This window comes from Streptococcus sp. SO2 (assembly GCF_030440025.1).
Genome location: NZ_JAQFJH010000003.1, coordinates 188,157 through 207,514, shown reverse-complemented (window position 1 = coordinate 207,514; position 19,358 = coordinate 188,157). Strand labels below are relative to the sequence as shown.

The 19,358-nt window shown below is 40.3% G+C and carries 21 protein-coding genes; 18 read left to right on the top strand and 3 right to left on the bottom strand.

All coding sequences use genetic code 11. From position 1 onward, the window contains the following. Nucleotide 1 precedes the first annotated feature (1 nt). From pgsA to tsf, 9 genes are all read left to right on the top strand, one after another. Nucleotides 2–547 (top strand): CDP-diacylglycerol--glycerol-3-phosphate 3-phosphatidyltransferase, encoded by a 546-nt coding sequence (gene pgsA / locus PCY17_RS05360; protein WP_042903077.1) that lies wholly within the window; start codon nt 2–4, stop codon nt 545–547. Beyond that, nucleotides 544–1,371 carry an energy-coupling factor ABC transporter ATP-binding protein gene (locus PCY17_RS05355; RefSeq protein WP_301392095.1) on the top strand — a complete coding sequence of 276 codons (828 nt, stop codon included), beginning with the start codon at nt 544–546 and terminating at the stop codon, nt 1,369–1,371. Before pgsA ends, PCY17_RS05355 begins: the two co-directional genes overlap by 4 nt. Next, complete coding sequence (locus PCY17_RS05350; protein WP_033584628.1) at nt 1,356–2,195, top strand: energy-coupling factor transporter ATPase; 840 nt, start codon at nt 1,356–1,358, stop codon at nt 2,193–2,195. The genes PCY17_RS05355 and PCY17_RS05350 overlap by 16 nt, the downstream gene beginning before the upstream one ends. Beyond that, nucleotides 2,188–2,982, top strand: a complete 795-nt coding sequence (locus tag PCY17_RS05345) for an energy-coupling factor transporter transmembrane protein EcfT (protein ID WP_301392094.1) — start codon at nt 2,188–2,190, stop codon at nt 2,980–2,982. Before PCY17_RS05350 ends, PCY17_RS05345 begins: the two co-directional genes overlap by 8 nt. Before the next feature lie 60 nt (nt 2,983–3,042). Further along, a complete protein-coding gene (gene mreC / locus PCY17_RS05340; protein WP_301392093.1) occupies nt 3,043–3,858 on the top strand; it encodes a rod shape-determining protein MreC in 816 nt (271 codons plus the stop codon). 2 nt (nt 3,859–3,860) lie between these two features. Continuing rightward, complete coding sequence (mreD, locus tag PCY17_RS05335) at nt 3,861–4,355, top strand: rod shape-determining protein MreD (protein WP_301392092.1); 495 nt, start codon at nt 3,861–3,863, stop codon at nt 4,353–4,355. 93 nt (nt 4,356–4,448) lie between these two features. Further along, the gene (gene pcsB / locus PCY17_RS05330; protein WP_000726991.1) at nt 4,449–5,657 is read left to right on the top strand and encodes a peptidoglycan hydrolase PcsB; all 1,209 of its coding nucleotides are present in this window, start codon (nt 4,449–4,451) and stop codon (nt 5,655–5,657) included. Nucleotides 5,658–5,881: 224 nt separating this feature from the next. Further along, a complete protein-coding gene (gene rpsB, locus PCY17_RS05325) occupies nt 5,882–6,661 on the top strand; it encodes a 30S ribosomal protein S2 (RefSeq protein WP_000268475.1) in 780 nt (259 codons plus the stop codon). A gap of 78 nt (nt 6,662–6,739) precedes the next feature. Continuing rightward, nucleotides 6,740–7,780 (top strand): translation elongation factor Ts, encoded by a 1,041-nt coding sequence (gene tsf, locus PCY17_RS05320; RefSeq protein ID WP_301392091.1) that lies wholly within the window; start codon nt 6,740–6,742, stop codon nt 7,778–7,780. 103 nt (nt 7,781–7,883) lie between these two features. On the opposite strand, the gene cysK is transcribed toward tsf, so the two are convergent. The 3 genes from cysK to PCY17_RS05305 form a co-directional block, all read right to left on the bottom strand. Continuing rightward, on the bottom strand, nt 7,884–8,810 hold the full coding sequence (gene cysK / locus PCY17_RS05315; protein ID WP_001029449.1) for a cysteine synthase A: 927 nt from the start codon (nt 8,808–8,810) through the stop codon (nt 7,884–7,886). A 96-nt stretch (nt 8,811–8,906) separates the two neighbouring features. Then, nucleotides 8,907–9,350: a PH domain-containing protein gene (locus PCY17_RS05310; protein ID WP_301392090.1), complete on the bottom strand. Its 444-nt coding sequence runs from the start codon at nt 9,348–9,350 to the stop codon at nt 8,907–8,909. Nucleotides 9,351–9,364: 14 nt separating this feature from the next. After that, nucleotides 9,365–10,000 carry a YigZ family protein gene (locus tag PCY17_RS05305; protein ID WP_301392089.1) on the bottom strand — a complete coding sequence of 212 codons (636 nt, stop codon included), beginning with the start codon at nt 9,998–10,000 and terminating at the stop codon, nt 9,365–9,367. Between the two features lie 56 nt (nt 10,001–10,056). Here PCY17_RS05305 and PCY17_RS05300 point away from each other — a divergent pair, with 56 nt between their 5' ends. The 9 genes from PCY17_RS05300 to PCY17_RS05260 all read left to right on the top strand — a co-directional run bounded on the left by PCY17_RS05300 (nt 10,057) and on the right by PCY17_RS05260 (nt 19,354). Continuing rightward, nucleotides 10,057–11,355: a DEAD/DEAH box helicase gene (locus PCY17_RS05300; RefSeq protein WP_301392088.1), complete on the top strand. Its 1,299-nt coding sequence runs from the start codon at nt 10,057–10,059 to the stop codon at nt 11,353–11,355. After that, on the top strand, nt 11,352–12,014 hold the full coding sequence (locus tag PCY17_RS05295) for a ComF family protein (RefSeq protein ID WP_301392087.1): 663 nt from the start codon (nt 11,352–11,354) through the stop codon (nt 12,012–12,014). The genes PCY17_RS05300 and PCY17_RS05295 overlap by 4 nt, the downstream gene beginning before the upstream one ends. A 79-nt stretch (nt 12,015–12,093) precedes the next feature. Beyond that, entirely contained in the window at nt 12,094–12,642 is a 549-nt protein-coding gene (gene raiA, locus PCY17_RS05290) for a ribosome-associated translation inhibitor RaiA (RefSeq protein WP_000599115.1), read from the top strand. A gap of 81 nt (nt 12,643–12,723) precedes the next feature. Then, nucleotides 12,724–13,902 carry an acetyl-CoA C-acetyltransferase gene (locus PCY17_RS05285; RefSeq protein ID WP_301392103.1) on the top strand — a complete coding sequence of 393 codons (1,179 nt, stop codon included), beginning with the start codon at nt 12,724–12,726 and terminating at the stop codon, nt 13,900–13,902. Between the two features lie 156 nt (nt 13,903–14,058). Next, nucleotides 14,059–16,032: a DHH family phosphoesterase gene (locus PCY17_RS05280; RefSeq protein ID WP_301392086.1), complete on the top strand. Its 1,974-nt coding sequence runs from the start codon at nt 14,059–14,061 to the stop codon at nt 16,030–16,032. After that, the gene (gene rplI, locus PCY17_RS05275; RefSeq protein ID WP_000864211.1) at nt 16,029–16,481 is read left to right on the top strand and encodes a 50S ribosomal protein L9; all 453 of its coding nucleotides are present in this window, start codon (nt 16,029–16,031) and stop codon (nt 16,479–16,481) included. Before PCY17_RS05280 ends, rplI begins: the two co-directional genes overlap by 4 nt. Nucleotides 16,482–16,524: 43 nt before the next feature. After that, the gene (gene dnaB, locus PCY17_RS05270; RefSeq protein WP_000852476.1) at nt 16,525–17,877 is read left to right on the top strand and encodes a replicative DNA helicase; all 1,353 of its coding nucleotides are present in this window, start codon (nt 16,525–16,527) and stop codon (nt 17,875–17,877) included. A 1-nt stretch (nt 17,878) separates the two neighbouring features. Further along, the gene (locus PCY17_RS05265) at nt 17,879–18,145 is read left to right on the top strand and encodes a Veg family protein (RefSeq protein ID WP_001278165.1); all 267 of its coding nucleotides are present in this window, start codon (nt 17,879–17,881) and stop codon (nt 18,143–18,145) included. Nucleotides 18,146–18,244: 99 nt separating this feature from the next. Further along, the gene (locus PCY17_RS05260) at nt 18,245–19,354 is read left to right on the top strand and encodes an SH3 domain-containing protein (RefSeq protein ID WP_301392085.1); all 1,110 of its coding nucleotides are present in this window, start codon (nt 18,245–18,247) and stop codon (nt 19,352–19,354) included. Nucleotides 19,355–19,358: the final 4 nt, after the last annotated feature.

The window sequence follows — 19,358 nt, the reverse complement described above, 5'->3', positions numbered from 1 at the left end:
AATGAAAAAAGAACAAATTCCTAATGTATTAACTATTGGTAGAATTCTCTTTATACCTCTCTTTATTCTTATTTTGACTTTGGGCCATTCACAAGGAAGTCATTTGCTAGCAGCTATAATTTTTGCAGTTGCTAGTGTAACGGATTATCTTGATGGCTACCTTGCTCGTAAATGGAATGTAGTCAGCAATTTTGGAAAATTTGCTGATCCGATGGCTGATAAGCTGTTGGTTATGTCAGCTTTTATCATGTTGATTGAGTTAGGTATGGCTCCAGCTTGGGTTGTTGCTATTATCATCTGTCGTGAACTTGCGGTGACAGGCTTGCGTTTGTTGCTTGTTGAGACGGGAGGGACAGTTCTAGCAGCAGCGATGCCAGGGAAAATCAAGACCTTTAGTCAGATGTTTGCCATTATCTTTTTGCTCTTACATTGGAATTTAATTGGGCAACTGTTGCTTTATATAGCTTTATTTTTCACCATCTACTCTGGTTATGATTATTTCAAGGGTAGCGCTCATGTATTCAAAGGGACATTTGGTTCGAAATGAAATCGATTATTGAAGTAAAAGATCTGTCTTTTCGTTACAAGGAAGACCAGGATCATTATGATGTTAATAATGTCTCGTTTCACGTGAAACGGGGTGAATGGCTTTCGATTGTAGGTCATAATGGGAGTGGGAAATCGACAACTATCCGTTTGATTGATGGCTTGCTTGAAGCAGATTCTGGGGAAATCTGGATAGATGGGCAATTGCTGTCCTCTGAGAATGTTTGGGACTTACGCCGTCAAATTGGTATGGTTTTTCAAAATCCAGATAACCAATTTGTGGGGGCGACTGTTGAAGATGATGTTGCCTTCGGTCTAGAAAATCAGGGACTTCCTCGTGAAGAAATGAAGAAGAGAGTGGCTGATTCTTTGGAGTTGGTAGGGATGCTGGACTTTAAGAAGAGAGAACCAGCTCGTTTATCTGGTGGACAAAAACAGCGGGTGGCCATTGCAGGAGTTGTTGCCTTGAGGCCAACTATTTTAATTCTGGATGAGGCTACAAGTATGTTGGATCCCGAGGGACGACGAGAACTGATTCAGACAGTTCAAGAGATTCGAAAAGACCACCAGATGACAGTCGTCTCCATTACACATGACTTAGAAGAAGTTGCGATGAGTGATCGTGTCTTGGTCATGAAAAAAGGCCAAGTGGAGTCAACCAGCAGCCCAAGAGAACTTTTTTCTCGGGACGACCTTGACCAGATAGGGTTAGATGAGCCTTTTACTAATCAATTGAGAAAATCTTTGAGAGAGACTGGTTATCAGTTGCCGGATGGCTATTTGACAGAAGGAGAGCTAGAGGACAAGTTATGGGAATTACTCTAGAAAATGTGAGCTTTACCTATCAAGAGGGGACTCCCCTATCTTCATCAGCCTTGACTGATGTTTCTTTGACGATTGAGGATGGTTCCTATACAGCTTTAGTAGGGCACACAGGTAGTGGGAAATCAACGATTTTACAGCTTTTAAATGGCCTATTGGTACCAAGTAAAGGTTCTGTTCGAGTTTTCGATACCGTCATTACCCCTACATCAACCAATAAAGAAATTCGCCAGATTCGAAAGCAGGTTGGTCTAGTGTTTCAATTTGCTGAAAATCAGATTTTCGAAGAGACTGTTTTGAAAGATGTTGCATTTGGACCGCAAAATTTTGGAGTTTCTGAGGAAGAGGCCAAGAAAATTGCGCGTGAAAAGTTAGCCTTGGTAGGCATCGATGAGTCACTCTTTGAGCGCAGTCCTTTTGAACTTTCGGGTGGTCAGATGAGACGTGTGGCTATAGCAGGTATGCTAGCCATGGAGCCAACTGTCTTGGTTTTGGATGAGCCTACAGCTGGACTAGATCCTCTGGGCAGAAAAGAACTGATGACCTTGTTTAAAAAACTCCACCTTTCTGGAATGACAATCGTTCTGGTAACGCATTTGATGGATGACGTAGCTACGTATGCTGATCAGGTCTATGTTATGGAAAAGGGACGTTTGGTCAAAAGTGGTAAACCGAGCGAAGTTTTCCAAGATGTAGCCTCTATGGAAAAGGTGCAGTTAGGTGTACCTAAAATCACAGCCTTTTGTAAACGTTTGGCAGATAGAGGTGTAGCTTTTAAAAAACTGCCAATCAAGATAGAGGAGTTTAAGGAGTCGCTAAATGGATAGTATGATTTTAGGGCGTTATATACCGGGGGATTCCATCATTCATCGCTTGGATCCCCGTAGCAAATTGCTTGCCATGATTCTGCTGATTTTGATTGTATTTTGGGCCAATAATCCTCTCACCAATCTCATTTTGTTTATAGCGACAGGTATATTTATCGCATTATCAGGCGTTTCCCTTTCATTTTTCATTCAGGGATTAAAATCCATGTTCTTCTTGATCGCCTTTACGACTCTTTTTCAGCTCTTTTTCATTTCAAGTGGAAATGTCCTATTTGAGTTTTCTTTTATAAGAATAACGGATTATGCTTTGCAACAAGCAGGAATCATTTTCTGTCGTTTTGTGTTGATTATTTTCTTTTCAACCTTGCTAACATTAACGACCATGCCTTTGAGTCTGGCAGCTGCAGTTGAAGCTCTTTTAGCACCGCTGAAACGCGTGAAAGTTCCCGTTCATGAAATTGGCCTCATGTTATCAATGAGTTTGCGTTTTGTTCCAACCTTGATGGATGACACGACGAGAATTATGAATGCTCAAAAAGCTCGTGGAGTTGACTTTGGCGAAGGTAGCATCGTTCAAAAAGTAAAGGCTATGATTCCAATTTTAATTCCTCTTTTTGCGACGAGCTTAAAGCGTGCAGATTCATTGGCAATAGCGATGGAAGCGCGTGGTTATCAGGGAGGAAAGGGTAGAAGTCAGTATAGACAATTGAGATGGAGTCAAAAGGATACACTGACAATTCTTGTGATTTTGGTACTGGGATGTTTCTTATTTTTCTTAAAATCTTAGCAGGTTTGTAGGATTGATAAGAAGCTCACAGTAGCAGGTTTTTAGTATAAAGGTAGGAATATGAACCGTTTTAAAAAATCAAAATATCTAATCATCGTTTTTGTCACAGTTCTGGCAGTTTCTGTACTATTAGTGACAACCTATTCAAGCGCTATTGTGACGAAACTAGGAGATGGGATTTCCTTGGTAGATAGAATTGTTCAAAAACCCTTTCAGTGGTTTGATACTTTCAAATCAGATTTGGGACATTTGACGCAGACTTACAATGAAAACGAAAGTCTAAAAAAACAGCTTTATCAACTAGAGGTGGAGTCTAATCAATCAGAAAGTTTAAAAAATGAAAATGAACAATTACGTCAGTTGCTGGATATGAAGTCAAAATTGCAGGCTACAAAAACCATTGCAGCAGATGTGATTATGCGGGCTCCAGTATCTTGGAAACAAGAGTTAACAATTGATGCGGGAAGTTCAAAAGGAGCTTCTGAAAATATGTTGGCCATTGCAAACGGGGGTTTGATTGGTAGTGTTTCAAAGGTGGAGGATCATTCAACAACGGTCAATCTATTGACAAACACCGAAAATTCAGACAAAATTTCTGTTAAAATCCTGCATGGTTCTACTGAAATTTACGGGATTATCGTTGGTTATGATAAGGAATCTGAACTGCTTAAAATTAGCCAATTAAACAGCAACAGCGACATTAGCGCGGGAGACAAGGTGACTACAGGGGGGCTCGGAAGCTTTAATGTTAAGGATATCCCTGTTGGAGAGGTTGTTGCTACAACACACAGCAGTGATTATCTAACAAAGGAAGTAACAGTCAAGTTAAGTGCTGACACCAAAAATCTTCATGTGGTAGAGTTAGTGGGGAATTAGCAATGAGACTGTTAAAACAAATTGGTATTTTCTTTTTACTCCCTTTTATCGTACTAATTGATGCACATATTGGACAATTAGCGGGATCCTTCTTCCCTCACTTTCATTTAGCAAGTCATTTTCTGTTTTTATTTCTCTTGTTTGAGACAATAGAGGTTTCAGAATATCTCTATCTAGCTTATTGCTGTATAGTGGGTTTGGTGTACGATATCTATTTTTTCCACTTGATAGGAATTGCGACGCTTCTATTTATCTTAATAGGTGCTTCACTCCATAAATTTAATAGTGTAATTTTGCTAAACCGTTGGACAAGAATGTTAACAATAGTTGTGATGAGTTTCCTATTTGATATGGGGAGCTATCTCCTTGCTCTTGCAATGGGGTTGACAGTAGAATCGATGTCAGTTTTCATCGTCTATAGTCTTGTCCCATCAATGATTTTAAACTTTTTATGGATGCTTGTTTTCCAATATATTTTTGAAAAATGTTATCTATAAGAAAGAAATAAAAATGTAACAAAGGCGTAATATTTATTATGTCTTTTTTTGGTATACTAGTAATGTCTTAAATAGAAGGAGTATCTACATAATATGAAGAAAAAAATCTTAGCGTCACTTTTGTTAAGTACAGTATTGGTTTCACAAGCGGCGGTATTAACAACTGTTCATGCTGAAACAACTGATGAAAAAATTGCTGCTCAAGATAGTAAGATTAGTAATTTGACATCTCAACAAAAAGAAGCTCAAAAACAAGTAGATGAAATCCAAACGCAAGTTACAGCTATCCAAACTCAACAAACAAACTTGGAAGCTGAAAACGAAACTCTACAAGCTGAATCTAAAAAACTTGAAGGAGAAATTACAGAGCTTTCTAAGAACATTGTTGCTCGTAATGAATCTTTGGAAAAACAAGCACGTAGCGCACAAACAAACGGTGCTGCAACTAGCTATATCAATACAATTGTAAACTCAAAATCAATTACGGAAGCTATTTCACGTGTTGCAGCCATGAGCGAGATTGTATCAGCTAACAACAAAATGTTGGAACAACAGAAAGCTGATAAGAAATCTATTGCTGAAAAACAGGTTGCAAATAATGAAGCAATCAACACTGTCATTGCGAACCAACAAACGCTTGCTGACGATGCACAAGCATTGACAACAAAACAAGCAGAGTTGAAAGTTGCTGAGTTAAACCTTGCTGCAGAGAAAGCTACTGCAGAAAGCGATAAAGCTACTTTGTTGGAACAAAAAGCAGCAGCAGAGGCAGAAGCAAAAGCAGCAGCTGAAGCAGAAGCGGCTTATAAAGCACGTCAAACAAGTCAACAACAATCAGTTGTTGCTTCTGGAAATACAACACTTTCAGATCAAGTGCAAGCGACTTCAAGCTCTTCATCAGATGATGATTCAAGCTACACTCCAGCACCTGCTCCAACTCCAACTAGACAGCGTCCAACATACAGTACAAATGCTTCAAGTTATCCAACTGGTGAATGTACTTGGGGAGCTAAGACATTAGCACCTTGGGCTGGAGATTACTGGGGTAACGGAGCGCAGTGGGCTACAAGTGCAGCAGCTGCAGGATTCCGTACTGGATCAACTCCACAAGTTGGTGCGATTGCATGTTGGAATGACGGTGGATATGGACACGTAGCGGTTGTTACAGCAGTTTCATCATCAACTAGCATTCAAGTATCAGAATCAAACTATGGTGGAGATCGTACAATCGGTAACAAGCGTGGATGGTTCAACCCAACTACAACTTCTGAAGGTTATGTTACTTACATCTATCCAAACTAATGAATGAAATAAAGAGGCTCGATTTGAGTCTCTTTTATTATTTTTTATCGGAAGCAAGGCCGAAATCTATCAAAACCACTTGAAAATATCGCTAAAATGTGGTAAAATGAAACTTGTCGTGTAAACGATAATACTCATTCTTGATGAATTGTAAAACTGTTGCCCTCGGGTCGTTTTGCAAGTTGAAGTCGAGGAGAGGAAAAAAACAAAAAGGAGAAATACTCATGGCAGTAATTTCAATGAAACAACTTCTTGAGGCTGGTGTACACTTTGGTCACCAAACTCGTCGCTGGAACCCTAAGATGGCTAAGTACATCTTCACTGAGCGTAACGGAATCCACGTTATCGACTTGCAACAAACTGTAAAATACGCTGACCAAGCATACGACTTTATGCGTGATGCGGCAGCTAACGATGCAGTTGTATTGTTTGTTGGTACTAAAAAACAAGCTGCTGACGCTGTTAAAGAAGAAGCAGAACGTTCAGGTCAATACTACATCAACCACCGTTGGTTGGGTGGAACTCTTACTAACTGGGGAACTATCCAAAAACGTATTGCTCGTTTGAAAGAAATCAAACGTATGGAAGAAGAAGGAATCTTCGACGTTCTTCCTAAGAAAGAAGTTGCACTTCTTAACAAACAACGTGCACGTCTTGAAAAATTCTTGGGTGGTATTGAAGACATGCCTCGTATCCCAGATGTAATGTACGTAGTTGACCCACATAAAGAACAAATCGCTGTTAAAGAAGCTAAAAAATTGGGTATCCCAGTTGTAGCGATGGTTGACACAAACACTGACCCAGACGATATCGATGTAATCATCCCAGCTAACGATGACGCTATCCGCGCTGTTAAATTGATCACAGCTAAATTGGCTGACGCTATCATCGAAGGACGTCAAGGTGAAGATGCAGCAGCAGTTGAAGCTGAATTTGCAGCTTCAGAAGCTCAAGCTGACTCAATCGAAGAAATCGTTGAAGTTGTAGAAGGCGACAACGCTTAATTCATATAAATAGTAATTACCTAGGAGGGCGGGGCCTAGCCCAGCTCTCCTATTTTTAAAAAATATAGGAGAATCAAAATGGCAGAAATTACAGCTAAACTTGTAAAAGAGTTGCGTGAAAAATCTGGTGCCGGTGTTATGGACGCTAAAAAAGCGCTTGTAGAAACAGACGGTGACATCGAAAAAGCGATCGAATTGCTTCGCGAAAAAGGTATGGCGAAGGCAGCTAAGAAAGCTGACCGTGTTGCTGCAGAAGGTTTGACTGGTGTATTTGTTAATGGTAACGTTGCAGCAGTAGTTGAAGTAAATGCTGAAACTGACTTCGTTGCGAAAAACGCTCAATTCGTTGACTTGGTAAACGCAACAGCTAAAGTAATTGCTGAAGGAAAACCAGCGAACAACGAAGAAGCTCTTGCTTTGACAATGCCTTCAGGTGAAACTCTTGAAGCTGCATATGTATCTGCAACAGCTACAATCGGTGAAAAAATCTCATTCCGTCGTTTTGCTTTGCTTGAAAAAACAGATGCGCAACACTTTGGAGCATACCAACACAATGGTGGACGTATCGGTGTTATCTCTGTTATTGAAGGTGGAGACGAAGCGCTTGCTAAACAAATCTCAATGCACATTGCTGCGATGAAACCAACAGTTCTTTCTTACAAAGAATTGGATGAGCAATTCGTTAAAGATGAGTTGGCACAATTGAATCACGTAATCGACCAAGATAATGAAAGCCGTGCAATGGTTGATAAACCAGCTCTTCCACACTTGAAGTATGGATCAAAAGCACAATTGACTGATGAAGTGATTGCTCAAGCTGAAGCTGATATCAAAGCTGAGTTGGCTGCAGAAGGCAAACCAGAAAAAATCTGGGACAAAATCATCCCAGGTAAAATGGACCGCTTCATGCTTGACAACACTAAAGTTGACCAAGCATACACACTTCTTGCACAAGTATACATCATGGATGACAGCAAGACAGTTGAAGCTTACCTTGAATCAGTAAATGCTTCAGTAGTTGAGTTCGCTCGCTTTGAAGTTGGTGAAGGTATTGAGAAAGCTGCAAACGACTTTGAAGCAGAAGTTGCAGCTACAATGGCAGCAGCCTTGAATAACTAATAGAAAAGGAAGCAAATTGCTTCCTTTTTCTTTTTGTCTAGAGAGTAGATTCTGTATGAGTAAACAAAAAGCCCTTTAATAAGGGCTAAGTGCATTTAGGAGGCTACACTTCAAATTCATAGAGTGCTGTAGACAAATAACGTTCGCCGTTATCTGGTGCTAAAGCAAGGACTTTCTTACCTGTACCTAATTTCTTGGCAACCTCAATTGCCCCGTAAATTGCTGCAGCTGAAGAAATCCCAACAAGGAAGCCTTCTTTTCCACCAATTTCACGTCCGAGTGCTAGAGCATCATCTGACGTTACGCGGACGATACCATCATAGGCCTTTGTATCAAGTGTTTCAGGAATAAATCCAGCTGAGATACCTTGAATTTTGTGAGGTCCTGGTTTTTCACCAGACAAGATAGCTGACTCGTCTGCCTCAACTGCATAAACTTGAATGTTTGAATTTGCTGCTTTAAGAGCGTGAGAAACACCTGAGATCGTTCCACCGGTGCCAACACCACCTACAAAAGCATCTAGTCCATCAGAACCGAAAGCAGCCAGTATTTCAGCTCCTGTTGTTCTTTCGTGTACTTCTGGATTAGCTGGATTATTAAATTGGAGTGGAAGGAAGCCGTCACGTTCAGCAGCGATTTCCTGAGCTTTAGCAATAGCCCCTTTCATTCCTTCGCTACCAGGAGTAAGAACGAGTTCAGCACCATAGGCTTGGATAATCTTACGTCGTTCCACACTCATCGTTTCAGGCATGACGATAACAACTTTATATCCTTTAGCGGCACCAACCCATGAAAGACCGATACCAGTGTTTCCACTCGTTGCTTCAACAATGGTAGCACCCGGTTTTAGAATACCATCTTGTTCCGCTTTTTCAATCATGCTAAGGGCAATACGGTCTTTTACTGACGAACCAGGGTTAAAAGCTTCTAGTTTAACATAGACATCTGCAGCACCCTCTGGAACAATGTTGTTAAGTTTAACAATCGGTGTTTGTCCAATAAGTTCAGTGATATTGTTATAAATAGCCATAGATATACCTCTTTGTATAAGATGATACTAGTATAACGCGCTTAAGGCTATTTGTAAAATATAGAAATCCTATCAAAGTGATAGGATTTTTTTATATCAAAGGTCTAAGTCATTAATTTTTAATCGATTGTGATAAGCCAATTCTAATAAATAGGTGTAAAGCGGAAGGGTGTCCGTTTTTTTAGGGAATTCAAATTTATGGAAACTCAGGTGATCATTGTGTGCTTTTAGAAAGATATTTTCTAAATAAGTGATTGTAATCTCACTATCATCTATACCTGCTCCAGCAGTTTCCATTTCAACGTTTACAATGTTCATCAAAAAGAGTGACTTAACAGACGTCTTGCGGCCAGTAGCACCTTGCTTATCTGTAAAAATAATACGGATATTTGTAAAGATGATTGAATCTCGAATAAGTTTATACCCGCTTTGAATTTCTTCATTCTCTAGTAGATATTGTCCATATTCTTTAATAAGAGTCTCTTTGTTTTCCTCGCTAAAGTTTCCAGCAAGTCCTTGAATAAATTTCCCAAAAGCCATAATTTCTCCTTCGTTTACACTAGGTTTACAGGGACTTCAACTTCTCGTAAACCTTGATCTGTTAAAGTAACCTTTCCATTAAAGAACTCAACAAGAGCAGCTTTGATCTTTTCTTTCTCTTCCTTATCAACATAGATCATTGTAGCAATTTGATCTGTAAAGTTTGTATCCAGCTCCATGAGATGATGCTCTTTAAGAAAGTTACTGTACTCTTGGTATTGAGCATAAGACATTTGAATGGCTATGCCAGCCTGCTCTTTGATTTCAATAATGCCAATTTCTTTAACAGCCAAAGCCACACTACCTGCATAAGCACGGATCAAACCACCAGCTCCTAGTTTGATGCCACCAAAGTAGCGGGTAACTACTACACAGACATTGGTAAGATTATGATTTTCTAAGACTCCGAGCATAGGGACTCCAGCAGTACCACTAGGCTCTCCATCATCACTCGTGCGCTTGATTTCACTGCGTTCCCCTATAATAAAAGCAGAGCAGTTATGGGTGGCTTTATAGTGTTCTTTTTTGATGGTAGTGATGAAGTCACGAGCCTCTTCTTCGCTATAAACACGCTTGACATGACAGATAAATCGAGATTTTTTGATTTCTTCTTGGACCTGCCCATCCTCTTTAATTGTTCTAAATTCCATGATTTAATTGTACTAAAAAAACACCTAAAGTGCTAGATTTTTGCGAATATTAAAGTATGAAAGTAAATCCAAATTACCTCGGTCGCTTGTTTACTGAGAAAGAATTAACTGAAGAAGAACGACAGGTAGCAGTGAAACTGTCAGCAATGAGAAAAGAGAAGGGGAAACTGTTTTGTCAACGTTGTAATAGTACGATTCTAGAAGAATGGTATTTGCCTATTGGTGCCTACTATTGTAGGGAGTGTTTGCTGATGAAGCGAGTCAGGAGTGATCAAGCCTTATACTATTTTTCGCAGGAAGATTTTCCTAAGCAAGATGTTCTCAAATGGTGTGGTCAGTTAACCCCTTTTCAGGAAAAGGTATCAGAGGGGTTGATTCGAGCAGTCGAAAAGAAAGAACCGACTTTAGTTCATGCTGTGACAGGAGCTGGAAAGACAGAGATGATCTATCAAGTTGTAGCTAAAGTGATTGATGATGGTGGTGCAGTTTGTTTGGCAAGTCCTCGAATTGATGTATGTTTAGAACTGTATAAGCGACTGCAGAATGACTTTGCTTGCGATATAGCGCTACTCCATGGCGAATCAGAGCCCTATTTTCGAACTCCCTTAGTAGTTGCAACAACTCATCAGTTATTAAAATTTTATCATGCTTTTGATTTGTTGATAGTGGATGAGGTAGATGCCTTTCCTTATGTTGACAACACTATGCTTTACTATGCTGTAAAGAATAGTGTAAAGGAGGATGGATTGAGGATATTCCTTACAGCAACTTCTACAGATGAGTTAGATAGGAAGGTTCGCACAGGAGAATTAAAACGACTAAGCTTGCCGAGACGGTTTCATGGAAATCCTTTGATTATTCCTAAACCAGTCTGGTTATCAGATTTTAATCGCTGTTTAGAGAAAAGTCAGTTGTCATCCAAGTTAAAGACCTACATTGAGAAACAGAGAAGAACAGGTTATCCTTTGCTAATTTTTACATCAGAGATTAAGAAAGGCGAAAAACTAAAAGAAATACTACAGGTGGATTTCCCGAATGAGAATATCGGTTTTGTATCTTCTGTGACAGAAGACCGGTTAGAGCAAGTGCAAGCTTTTCGCGATGGAGAGTTGACGATACTGATCAGTACGACAATATTGGAACGAGGAGTTACCTTCCCTTGTGTAGATGTTTTCGTAGTAGAAGCTAATCATCGTCTCTTTACCAAGTCTAGTTTGATTCAGATTGGAGGGCGAGTTGGACGCAGTATGGATAGACCAACTGGTGAGTTGCTCTTCTTTCATGATGGATTAAATGCTTCCATCAAAAAGGCAATCAAGGAAATCAAGCAGATGAACAAGGAGGCAGGGTTATGAACTGTTTACTATGTGACCAGACTACAAAGAGTGAACTGACTTTTAGCAGTCTCTTCCTTTTGAAGGATGACTACAGTTATCTTTGTTCAGATTGTGCTTCTAGTTTTGAGAAGATTGGCGAGAATTATTGCCCAAACTGTATGAAAACAGGAGTGTCAATTCAGTGTCAAGATTGTAAAATTTGGTGTAAAGAGGGAGTGCGGGTTGATCATAAGGCGATTTTTACCTATAATCAAGCTATGAAAGACTTTTTCAGTCGATATAAGTTTGATGGTGATTTTTTGCTTAGAAAAGTTTTTGCTTCCGTTCTTGCTGAAGAGTTGAAAAAGTATAGAGGTTATCAATTTGTTGTCATTCCCCTAAGTCCTGAAAGATTGCTTGAGAGGGGGTTTAACCAAGTCGAGGGTTTGGTTGAGGCAGCAGGCTTTTCTTTTAAAGATATATTAGGAAAAAGAGAAGAGAGTGCTAGTTCTTCTAAAAGCCGTTTGGAAAGGTTGGCTACTGAAATTCCATTTTTTATTAAAGATGGAATCTCACTTCCTAAGAAAATTTTGCTGATTGATGACATCTATACTACAGGGGCAACTGTGAATCGTGTGAAACGACTTTTGGAAGAATCAGGTGCTTTGGATGTTAAAACTTTTTCCCTTGTAAGATGAGGAAAAAATTTGCAAAATGAAAATGAAAGCGTTATAATATAGTTAGAAAAACAAAAATGTTTAGAAAGAAGGTACTTATATGATTAAATATAGTATCCGTGGTGAAAACCTAGAAGTAACAGAAGCAATTCGTGATTATGTAGTTTCTAAACTCGAAAAGATCGAAAAGTATTTTCAACCTGAGCAGGAGTTGGATGCACGTGTGAACTTGAAAGTTTACCGTGAAAAAACAGCAAAGGTTGAGGTAACAATTCCACTTGGATCTATCACTCTTCGTGCTGAAGATATTTCTCAAGATATGTATGGTTCTATCGATCTTGTAACAGATAAAATTGAACGTCAGATTCGTAAAAATAAAACTAAAATCGAACGTAAGAATAAAAGTAAAGTTGCGACAAGTCAACTCTTTACAGATGCTCTAGTTGAGGATGTAAATGTTGTGCAACCAAAAGTCGTTCGTTCAAAACAAATTGATTTGAAGCCAATGGATTTAGAAGAAGCCCTTCTTCAAATGGATTTATTGGGACATGATTTCTTTATCTATGTAGATGTAGAAGATCAAACAACTAATGTTTTGTATCGCCGTGAAGATGGTGAAGTCGGTTTGTTAGAAGTAAAAGAATCATAAAATAGAATGTTTAAAGTGGTTTACACCAGTGTAAACCACTTTTGTATTGCAATATTATAAAAGGTATAAATGGGGGCAGTTATGAAAGACGTGGTGATTGTTTCTGCAGTACGAACTCCAATAGGCTCCTTTGGAGGAGGTTTGAAGAATGTTTCAGCTGTTGATTTGGGAGCGTTGGTTATTAAGAGTGCTTTGGAAAAAGCCAATGTCAAACCAGAGCTAGTAGATGAAGTGATTATGGGGAATGTACTAGGCGCAGGTTTAGGGCAAAACGTAGCTCGTCAAATGAGCATACACGCAGGACTCCCTGAATTTACACCAGCCTTTACTATCAACAAGGTTTGTGGTTCCGGTTTGAAGGCCGTGCAGTTGGCTGCTCAAGCGATTCGATGTGGCGATGCAGATATTATTGTAGCTGGTGGTGCAGAAAACATGAGTCAGGCTCCATACGTATTGCCAAGTTTCCGTTGGGGTGGCCGTATGGGAGATTCGAAAGTGGTAGATACCATGATTAAGGACGGTTTGTCTGATGCCTTTAACGAATACCATATGGGAATTACAGCTGAAAATGTGGCTGAAGAATATGGCATCAGTCGAGAAGAGCAAGATGCTCTTGCTTTAGAGTCACAAAAACGAGCAGTTGCAGCTATAGAATCTGGACGCTTTAAAGAAGAGATTGTGCCAGTTGTCATTCCTCAACGCAAAGGCGATCCTATCGTTTTCGATACAGATGAATATCCTAGAAAAGATGCTAGCTTAGAGAGCCTGTCTAAGCTAGGTCCGGTTTTCAAAAAAGACGGTTCTGTCACAGCGGGAAATGCTTCAGGAATCAATGACGGGGCAGCAGCAACCCTAATCATGAGTGCTGAAAAAGCTGAAGAATTAGGACTTTCAGTGATTGCCCACATTCGTTCGTATGCAAGTGCAGGTTTGGATCCTAAGATGATGGGATGTGGACCGATTTATGCGACTCGCAAGGCTCTTGAAAAAGGCAATTTGACAGTCGAAGATCTCGACTTGATTGAGTCAAATGAAGCTTTTGCTGCCCAGGCTTGTGCAGTTGGTAAAACACTTGGTTTCAACACAGATATTGTCAACGTCAATGGTGGCGCCATTGCTCTTGGTCACCCAATTGGGGCTTCCGGTTGCCGTATCCTAGTAACGCTGGTACATGAGATGATGAAACGTGATGCTAAAACTGGCTTAGCAACTCTCTGTATCGGAGGAGGGATGGGGACTGCCCTTATCGTGGAACGCTAGGTGTTAGTGATCTGAACACGTGGGTAGGAGGGTGATGATTCCCTCCTCTTTTTGTGTCTGAAGTTAGAGAAATCAATCATGAAAGAAGGGCTTGCATCTTTTAAAAGGTCGCTTTTTAAGGGTTTTTATGATATAATAATGCGCAAGAGGTTTAGAATGAAAAAAAATAATTTAATCCCGTTTTCTGCAGTCTTGCTAGGACTTGCAACTTTCGGAATCTTAACTTTGCTGATTATTTTTTCACATAATCTTGCTGTAACAATCACTGTTTTGTTTTTATTTGTACTGCTTTATTTGCTTTTATTCGTTTGGCAAAAAAAACAGTATGAAAAGAGCGAAATTGAACAAATCCAATATGTAAATCACCAAGCCGAAAATAGCTTGAGTACTTTGCTTGATCAAATGCCGATGGGAGTCCTGAAATTAGACTTATCAAGCGGAGAAGTGGAATGGTTTAATCCCTATGCTGAGCTGATTTTAACTACTGAAGAAGGGGAAATTGATGTTGAGTTAATTCAAACCATCATCAAGGCTTCTGTTGGGAATCCAGGTTCGTATGCTACCTTAGGCGAAACACGATATGCTGTCCATATGGACAAGGCTTCAGGTGTTTTGTATTTCTTTGATGTTTCTGGAGAGTACGAAGCAACTGTCGAATTGGTAACTAGCCGTCCAGTCATTGGAGTCATCTCGGTAGATAACTATGATGATTTGGAGGATGCGACATCTGACTCCGATATCAGTCATATCAATAGCTTTGTAGCTAATTTTGTTTCAGAATTTGCTAGTAAGTATGCTATGTTCTCTCGCCGTGTGGGGATGGATCGTTTTTATGTATTCACAGATTACACAGTACTAGAGGAATTGATGAATGATAAATTCTCTGTTATTGATACTTTCCGAGAAGAATCAAAACAGAGGCAGCTAGCCCTAACTTTAAGTATGGGATTTTCTTATGGTGATGGAAACCATGAAGAGATAGGGAAAATTGCCTTGCTCAACTTGAACTTAGCAGAAGTTCGCGGTGGTGACCAGGTGGTGGTCAAGGAAAATAACGAAACCAAGAATCCTGTCTACTTTGGTGGAGGAACTGCTGCATCTATCAAACGTACTCGTACACGTACCAGAGCCATGATGACAGCCATTTCTGATAAGATTCGAAGTGTTGACCAAGTTTTTGTAGTCGGTCATAAAAATCTAGATATGGATGCTTTGGGCTCTGCTGTTGGTATGCAGTTGTTTGCAAGTAATATTATTGAGAACAGTTATGCTGTCTATGATGCAGACCATATGCCAGCAGATATCGAACGTGCTATTCAGTTCTTGAAGAAGGAAGATGTTACGAAGCTTTTATCTCTTACAGATGCGATGAAGTTAGTTACAAACCGTTCATTATTGATTCTGGTGGATCATTCCAAGACGGCTCTGACCTTGTCAAAAGATTTTTATGATTTGTTCACTCAAACTATTGTTATTGACCATCATAGACGTGATCAGGATTTCCCTGAGAATGCAGTCATCACCTATATTGAAAGTGGGGCAAGTAGTGCCAGTGAGTTGGTAACAGAATTGATTCAGTTCCAAAATTCTAAGAAGAATCGTTTGAGTCGTATGCAGGCCAGTGTTTTGATGGCTGGTATGATGCTGGATACCAAGAATTTCACATCTCGCGTGACGAGCCGAACCTTTGATGTGGCTAGCTATCTGAGAACACGGGGAAGTGACAGTATTGCTATCCAGGAGATTGCTGCGACAGATTTTGAAGAGTACCGTGAGGTAAATGAACTCATTTTACAAGGTCGTAAGTTAGGTTCAGATATCTTGATTGCCCAAGCTAGGGACTCAATGTCTTATGACACAGTTGTTATCAGTAAGGCTGCCGATGCTATGTTGGCTATGTCTGGTATTGAAGCCAGCTTCGTTCTAGCAAAAAATACACAAGGATTTATCTCTATCTCGGCTCGAAGTCGTAGTAAAATCAATGTGCAACGCATTATGGAAGAGCTGGGTGGCGGTGGTCACTTTAATCTAGCAGCTGCGCAAATCGAGGATATGAGTTTGTCGGAAGCAGGAGAAAAATTGACTCAACTAATCCTGGAAGAACTAAAGGAAAAGGAGAAAGAAGAATGAAAGTAATCTTTTTAGCAGATGTTAAAGGAAAAGGGAAGAAAGGCGAAATTAAGGAAGTACCAACTGGCTACGCTCAAAACTTCCTGATTAAAAAGAATTTGGCCAAGGAAGCAACTGCTCAAGCAGTGGGTGAGTTGCGTGGAAAACAAAAATCAGAAGAAAAGGCTCATGCTGAAATGATTGCTGAAGCAAAAGCCATCAAGGCTAAGCTTGAGGCAGAAGAAACAGTTGTAGAGTTTGTTGAAAAGGTTGGACCAGATGGCCGTACATTTGGTTCCATCACTAACAAGAAAATTGCAGAAGAATTGCAAAAGCAGTTTGGTATTAAGATTGACAAACGCAATATTCAAGTGCAAGCACCAATTCGAGCAGTAGGTTTGATTGATGTACCAGTGAAGATCTATCAAGATGTCACAAGTGTCATCAATCTTCGTGTAAAAGAAGGTTAAGTTTACAACCTCTTGACAAGATTGTAAAAGGAAGGAAAGTTGGATGGCAGAAGTAGAGGAACTGCGAGTTCAACCTCAGGATATTTTAGCAGAACAATCTGTTCTGGGGGCTATTTTTATAGATGAGAGTAAGCTCGTTTTTGTCCGAGAATACATTGATTCTCGTGACTTCTTTAAGTATGCTCATCGGTTGATTTTCCAAGCGATGGTAGATTTGTCGGATCGTGGGGAAGCGATTGATGCGACGACGGTTCGAACGATTTTGGATAGCCAAGGCGATCTCCAAAATATTGGTGGCTTGTCTTATCTTGTTGAAATTGTCAACTCTGTACCAACTTCAGCCAATGCAGAATATTACGCTAAAATTGTAGCCGAAAAGGCTATGCTTCGTCGCTTGATTTCCAAGTTGACAGAGTCTGTCAACCAAGCTTATGAGGCTTCTAAGCCTGCAGATGAAATCATCGCTCAGGCTGAAAAGGGACTCATTGATGTTAGCGAAAACGCCAATCGTAGTGGGTTCAAGAACATCCGAGATATTCTAAATATCAACTTTGGGAACCTAGAAGTTCGGTCACAACAAACTACGGATATCACTGGTATTGCAACGGGTTACCGTGATTTGGACCATATGACGACAGGTCTCCATGAGGAGGAATTAATTATTCTAGCGGCGCGACCAGCGGTTGGTAAGACGGCCTTTGCTTTGAACATTGCTCAGAACATTGGGACTAAGTTGGACAAGACGGTTGCCATCTTTTCACTGGAAATGGGTGCGGAAAGTCTAGTAGACCGTATGTTGGCGGCCGAAGGATTAGTGGAGTCCCATTCTATCCGTACAGGTCAATTGACTGATGAGGAATGGCAAAAGTATACCATTGCCCAAGGGAACCTAGCCAACGCGAGTATCTATATTGATGATACGCCAGGGATTCGGATCACGGAAATTCGCTCTCGCTCACGTAAACTGGCTCAAGAAACAGGCAATCTAGGCTTGATTTTGATCGACTACCTACAGCTTATCACAGGGACTGGTCGTGAGAACCGCCAACAAGAAGTCTCTGAAATTTCTCGTCAGTTGAAAATTCTAGCTAAAGAGCTAAAGGTTCCAGTCATTGCTCTTAGTCAGTTATCTCGTGGAGTGGAACAGCGTCAGGATAAGAGACCTGTCTTGTCTGATATTCGTGAATCGGGTTCTATCGAGCAGGATGCGGATATCGTAGCCTTTCTATACCGTGACGACTATTACGATCGTGCGGGTGAAGAAGAGGAAGGAATTCCAAATAATAAGGTTGAGGTTATCATCGAGAAAAACCGTAGTGGAGCTCGTGGAACAGTGGAATTGATTTTCCAAAAAGAATACAATAAATTTTCAAGTATCTCAAAGAGGGAGGCATAAGATGTCAGATGCATTTACAGATGTAGCCAAGATGAAAAAAATCAAAGAAGAGATCAAGGCGCATGAGGGACAAGTCGTTGAAATGACTTTGGAGAATGGCCGTAAGCGCCAAAAAAATAGATTGGGTAAGTTAATTGAGGTTTATCCATCCCTATTTATCGTTGAATTTGGGGATGTTGAGGGAGATAAACAAGCTAATGTTTACGTTGAATCCTTCACCTACTCAGATATCTTGACAGAAAAGAACTTGATTCGCTATCTAGACTAAGAATCTTAAAATGAAGTGAGCTTTGCTCACTTTTTTCTTTTTCTCCCGAATAGTATAAACGAGGGTAACCTCGGAAATATATATTATTAAGGAGAATGAATGACGTTTTTTAAATCAAGAGTTAAGAAGAGTGGATATACTCAGTTGGGTGTAGGGCTGGCTACTTTGTTCGTTACGAGTACCTTTTTGTTTGGTGGAGAATCAGTTCAGGCCGACAGTGTAGCGCGTGGAGATGACTATCCGCTTCACTACAAAAATGGTAGTGTTGAAATCGATCAGTGGCGGATGTATTCTCGCCAGTGTACCTCTTTTGCGGCCTTTCGTTTGAGTAGTGTAAATGGCTTTGAGATTCCTCCTGCCTACGGAAATGCGAATGAATGGGGACATCGTGCAAGGCGAGAAGGCTACCGTGTGGATACTAAGCCAGAAGTTGGGGCTATTGCTTGGTCGACAGAAGGATATTATGGGCACGTGGCCTGGGTATCAAATGTGTCGGGGGATACGATTGAAATCGAAGAGTATAACTATGGGGTTCGAGAAAAGTATAACCGTCGAAAAGTCAAGGCTAGTTCGATGACAGGTTTTATTCATTTCAAGGATTTATCTACTAGCCATAGTGCGGGTGAGAATGCTCGTAGCTCAGAGCTTCCGTCTAGTGGGACAATGGTATTCACGGGGAAATCGCCTATTATGGACCAACCATCAAGCACAGGACAGGTTATTGACTACTATTATGCTGGTGAGAGTGTGAGTTATGATCAAGTTCTTGAAAAGGACGGTTATAAGTGGCTCGGTTATTTGTCTTATAGCGGTTCTAGAAGATATGTGAAGTATGAAAAGTTAAGCAATACAGAGAATGGGTGGAAAAAAGAAGGAGGGAGTTGGTATTACCAAGAGAATGGTAAGCTAGCAACAGGATGGAAAAAAGTTAACAGCAATTGGTATCATTTAAAAGAAAATGGGGCCATGTCAACTGGCTGGATTAAGGATGGCTCTCACTGGTATTATCTAAAGGCATCAGGGGAGATGCAGACAGGTTGGCTCAAGGAAAATGGAACATGGTACTATTTGGAAAGTTCAGGGGCTATGAAGTCTAGTCAGTGGTTCCAGGTAGGCGGAAAATCTTACTACGTTAATGCTTCAGGGGCTTTAGCAGTGAATACTACAGTGGATGGCTATCGAGTGGATAGTAATGGAGCTAGAATCTAGAAAG

Coding starts and splice junctions, on each gene's coding strand:
- PCY17_RS05265 (WP_001278165.1), top strand. CDS start 17,879: ATGTCAGATGCATTTACAGATGTAGCCAAGATGAAAAAAATCAAAGAA.
- PCY17_RS05300 (WP_301392088.1), top strand. CDS start 10,057: ATGAAAGTAAATCCAAATTACCTCGGTCGCTTGTTTACTGAGAAAGAA.
- PCY17_RS05295 (WP_301392087.1), top strand. CDS start 11,352: ATGAACTGTTTACTATGTGACCAGACTACAAAGAGTGAACTGACTTTT.
- PCY17_RS05345 (WP_301392094.1), top strand. CDS start 2,188: ATGGATAGTATGATTTTAGGGCGTTATATACCGGGGGATTCCATCATT.
- PCY17_RS05355 (WP_301392095.1), top strand. CDS start 544: ATGAAATCGATTATTGAAGTAAAAGATCTGTCTTTTCGTTACAAGGAA.
- PCY17_RS05260 (WP_301392085.1), top strand. CDS start 18,245: ATGACGTTTTTTAAATCAAGAGTTAAGAAGAGTGGATATACTCAGTTG.
- PCY17_RS05280 (WP_301392086.1), top strand. CDS start 14,059: ATGAAAAAAAATAATTTAATCCCGTTTTCTGCAGTCTTGCTAGGACTT.
- dnaB (WP_000852476.1), top strand. CDS start 16,525: ATGGCAGAAGTAGAGGAACTGCGAGTTCAACCTCAGGATATTTTAGCA.
- PCY17_RS05285 (WP_301392103.1), top strand. CDS start 12,724: ATGAAAGACGTGGTGATTGTTTCTGCAGTACGAACTCCAATAGGCTCC.
- raiA (WP_000599115.1), top strand. CDS start 12,094: ATGATTAAATATAGTATCCGTGGTGAAAACCTAGAAGTAACAGAAGCA.
- rplI (WP_000864211.1), top strand. CDS start 16,029: ATGAAAGTAATCTTTTTAGCAGATGTTAAAGGAAAAGGGAAGAAAGGC.
- PCY17_RS05305 (WP_301392089.1), bottom strand. CDS start 10,000: ATGGAATTTAGAACAATTAAAGAGGATGGGCAGGTCCAAGAAGAAATC.
- pcsB (WP_000726991.1), top strand. CDS start 4,449: ATGAAGAAAAAAATCTTAGCGTCACTTTTGTTAAGTACAGTATTGGTT.
- PCY17_RS05350 (WP_033584628.1), top strand. CDS start 1,356: ATGGGAATTACTCTAGAAAATGTGAGCTTTACCTATCAAGAGGGGACT.
- cysK (WP_001029449.1), bottom strand. CDS start 8,810: ATGGCTATTTATAACAATATCACTGAACTTATTGGACAAACACCGATT.
- pgsA (WP_042903077.1), top strand. CDS start 2: ATGAAAAAAGAACAAATTCCTAATGTATTAACTATTGGTAGAATTCTC.
- rpsB (WP_000268475.1), top strand. CDS start 5,882: ATGGCAGTAATTTCAATGAAACAACTTCTTGAGGCTGGTGTACACTTT.
- mreC (WP_301392093.1), top strand. CDS start 3,043: ATGAACCGTTTTAAAAAATCAAAATATCTAATCATCGTTTTTGTCACA.
- mreD (WP_301392092.1), top strand. CDS start 3,861: ATGAGACTGTTAAAACAAATTGGTATTTTCTTTTTACTCCCTTTTATC.
- PCY17_RS05310 (WP_301392090.1), bottom strand. CDS start 9,350: ATGGCTTTTGGGAAATTTATTCAAGGACTTGCTGGAAACTTTAGCGAG.
- tsf (WP_301392091.1), top strand. CDS start 6,740: ATGGCAGAAATTACAGCTAAACTTGTAAAAGAGTTGCGTGAAAAATCT.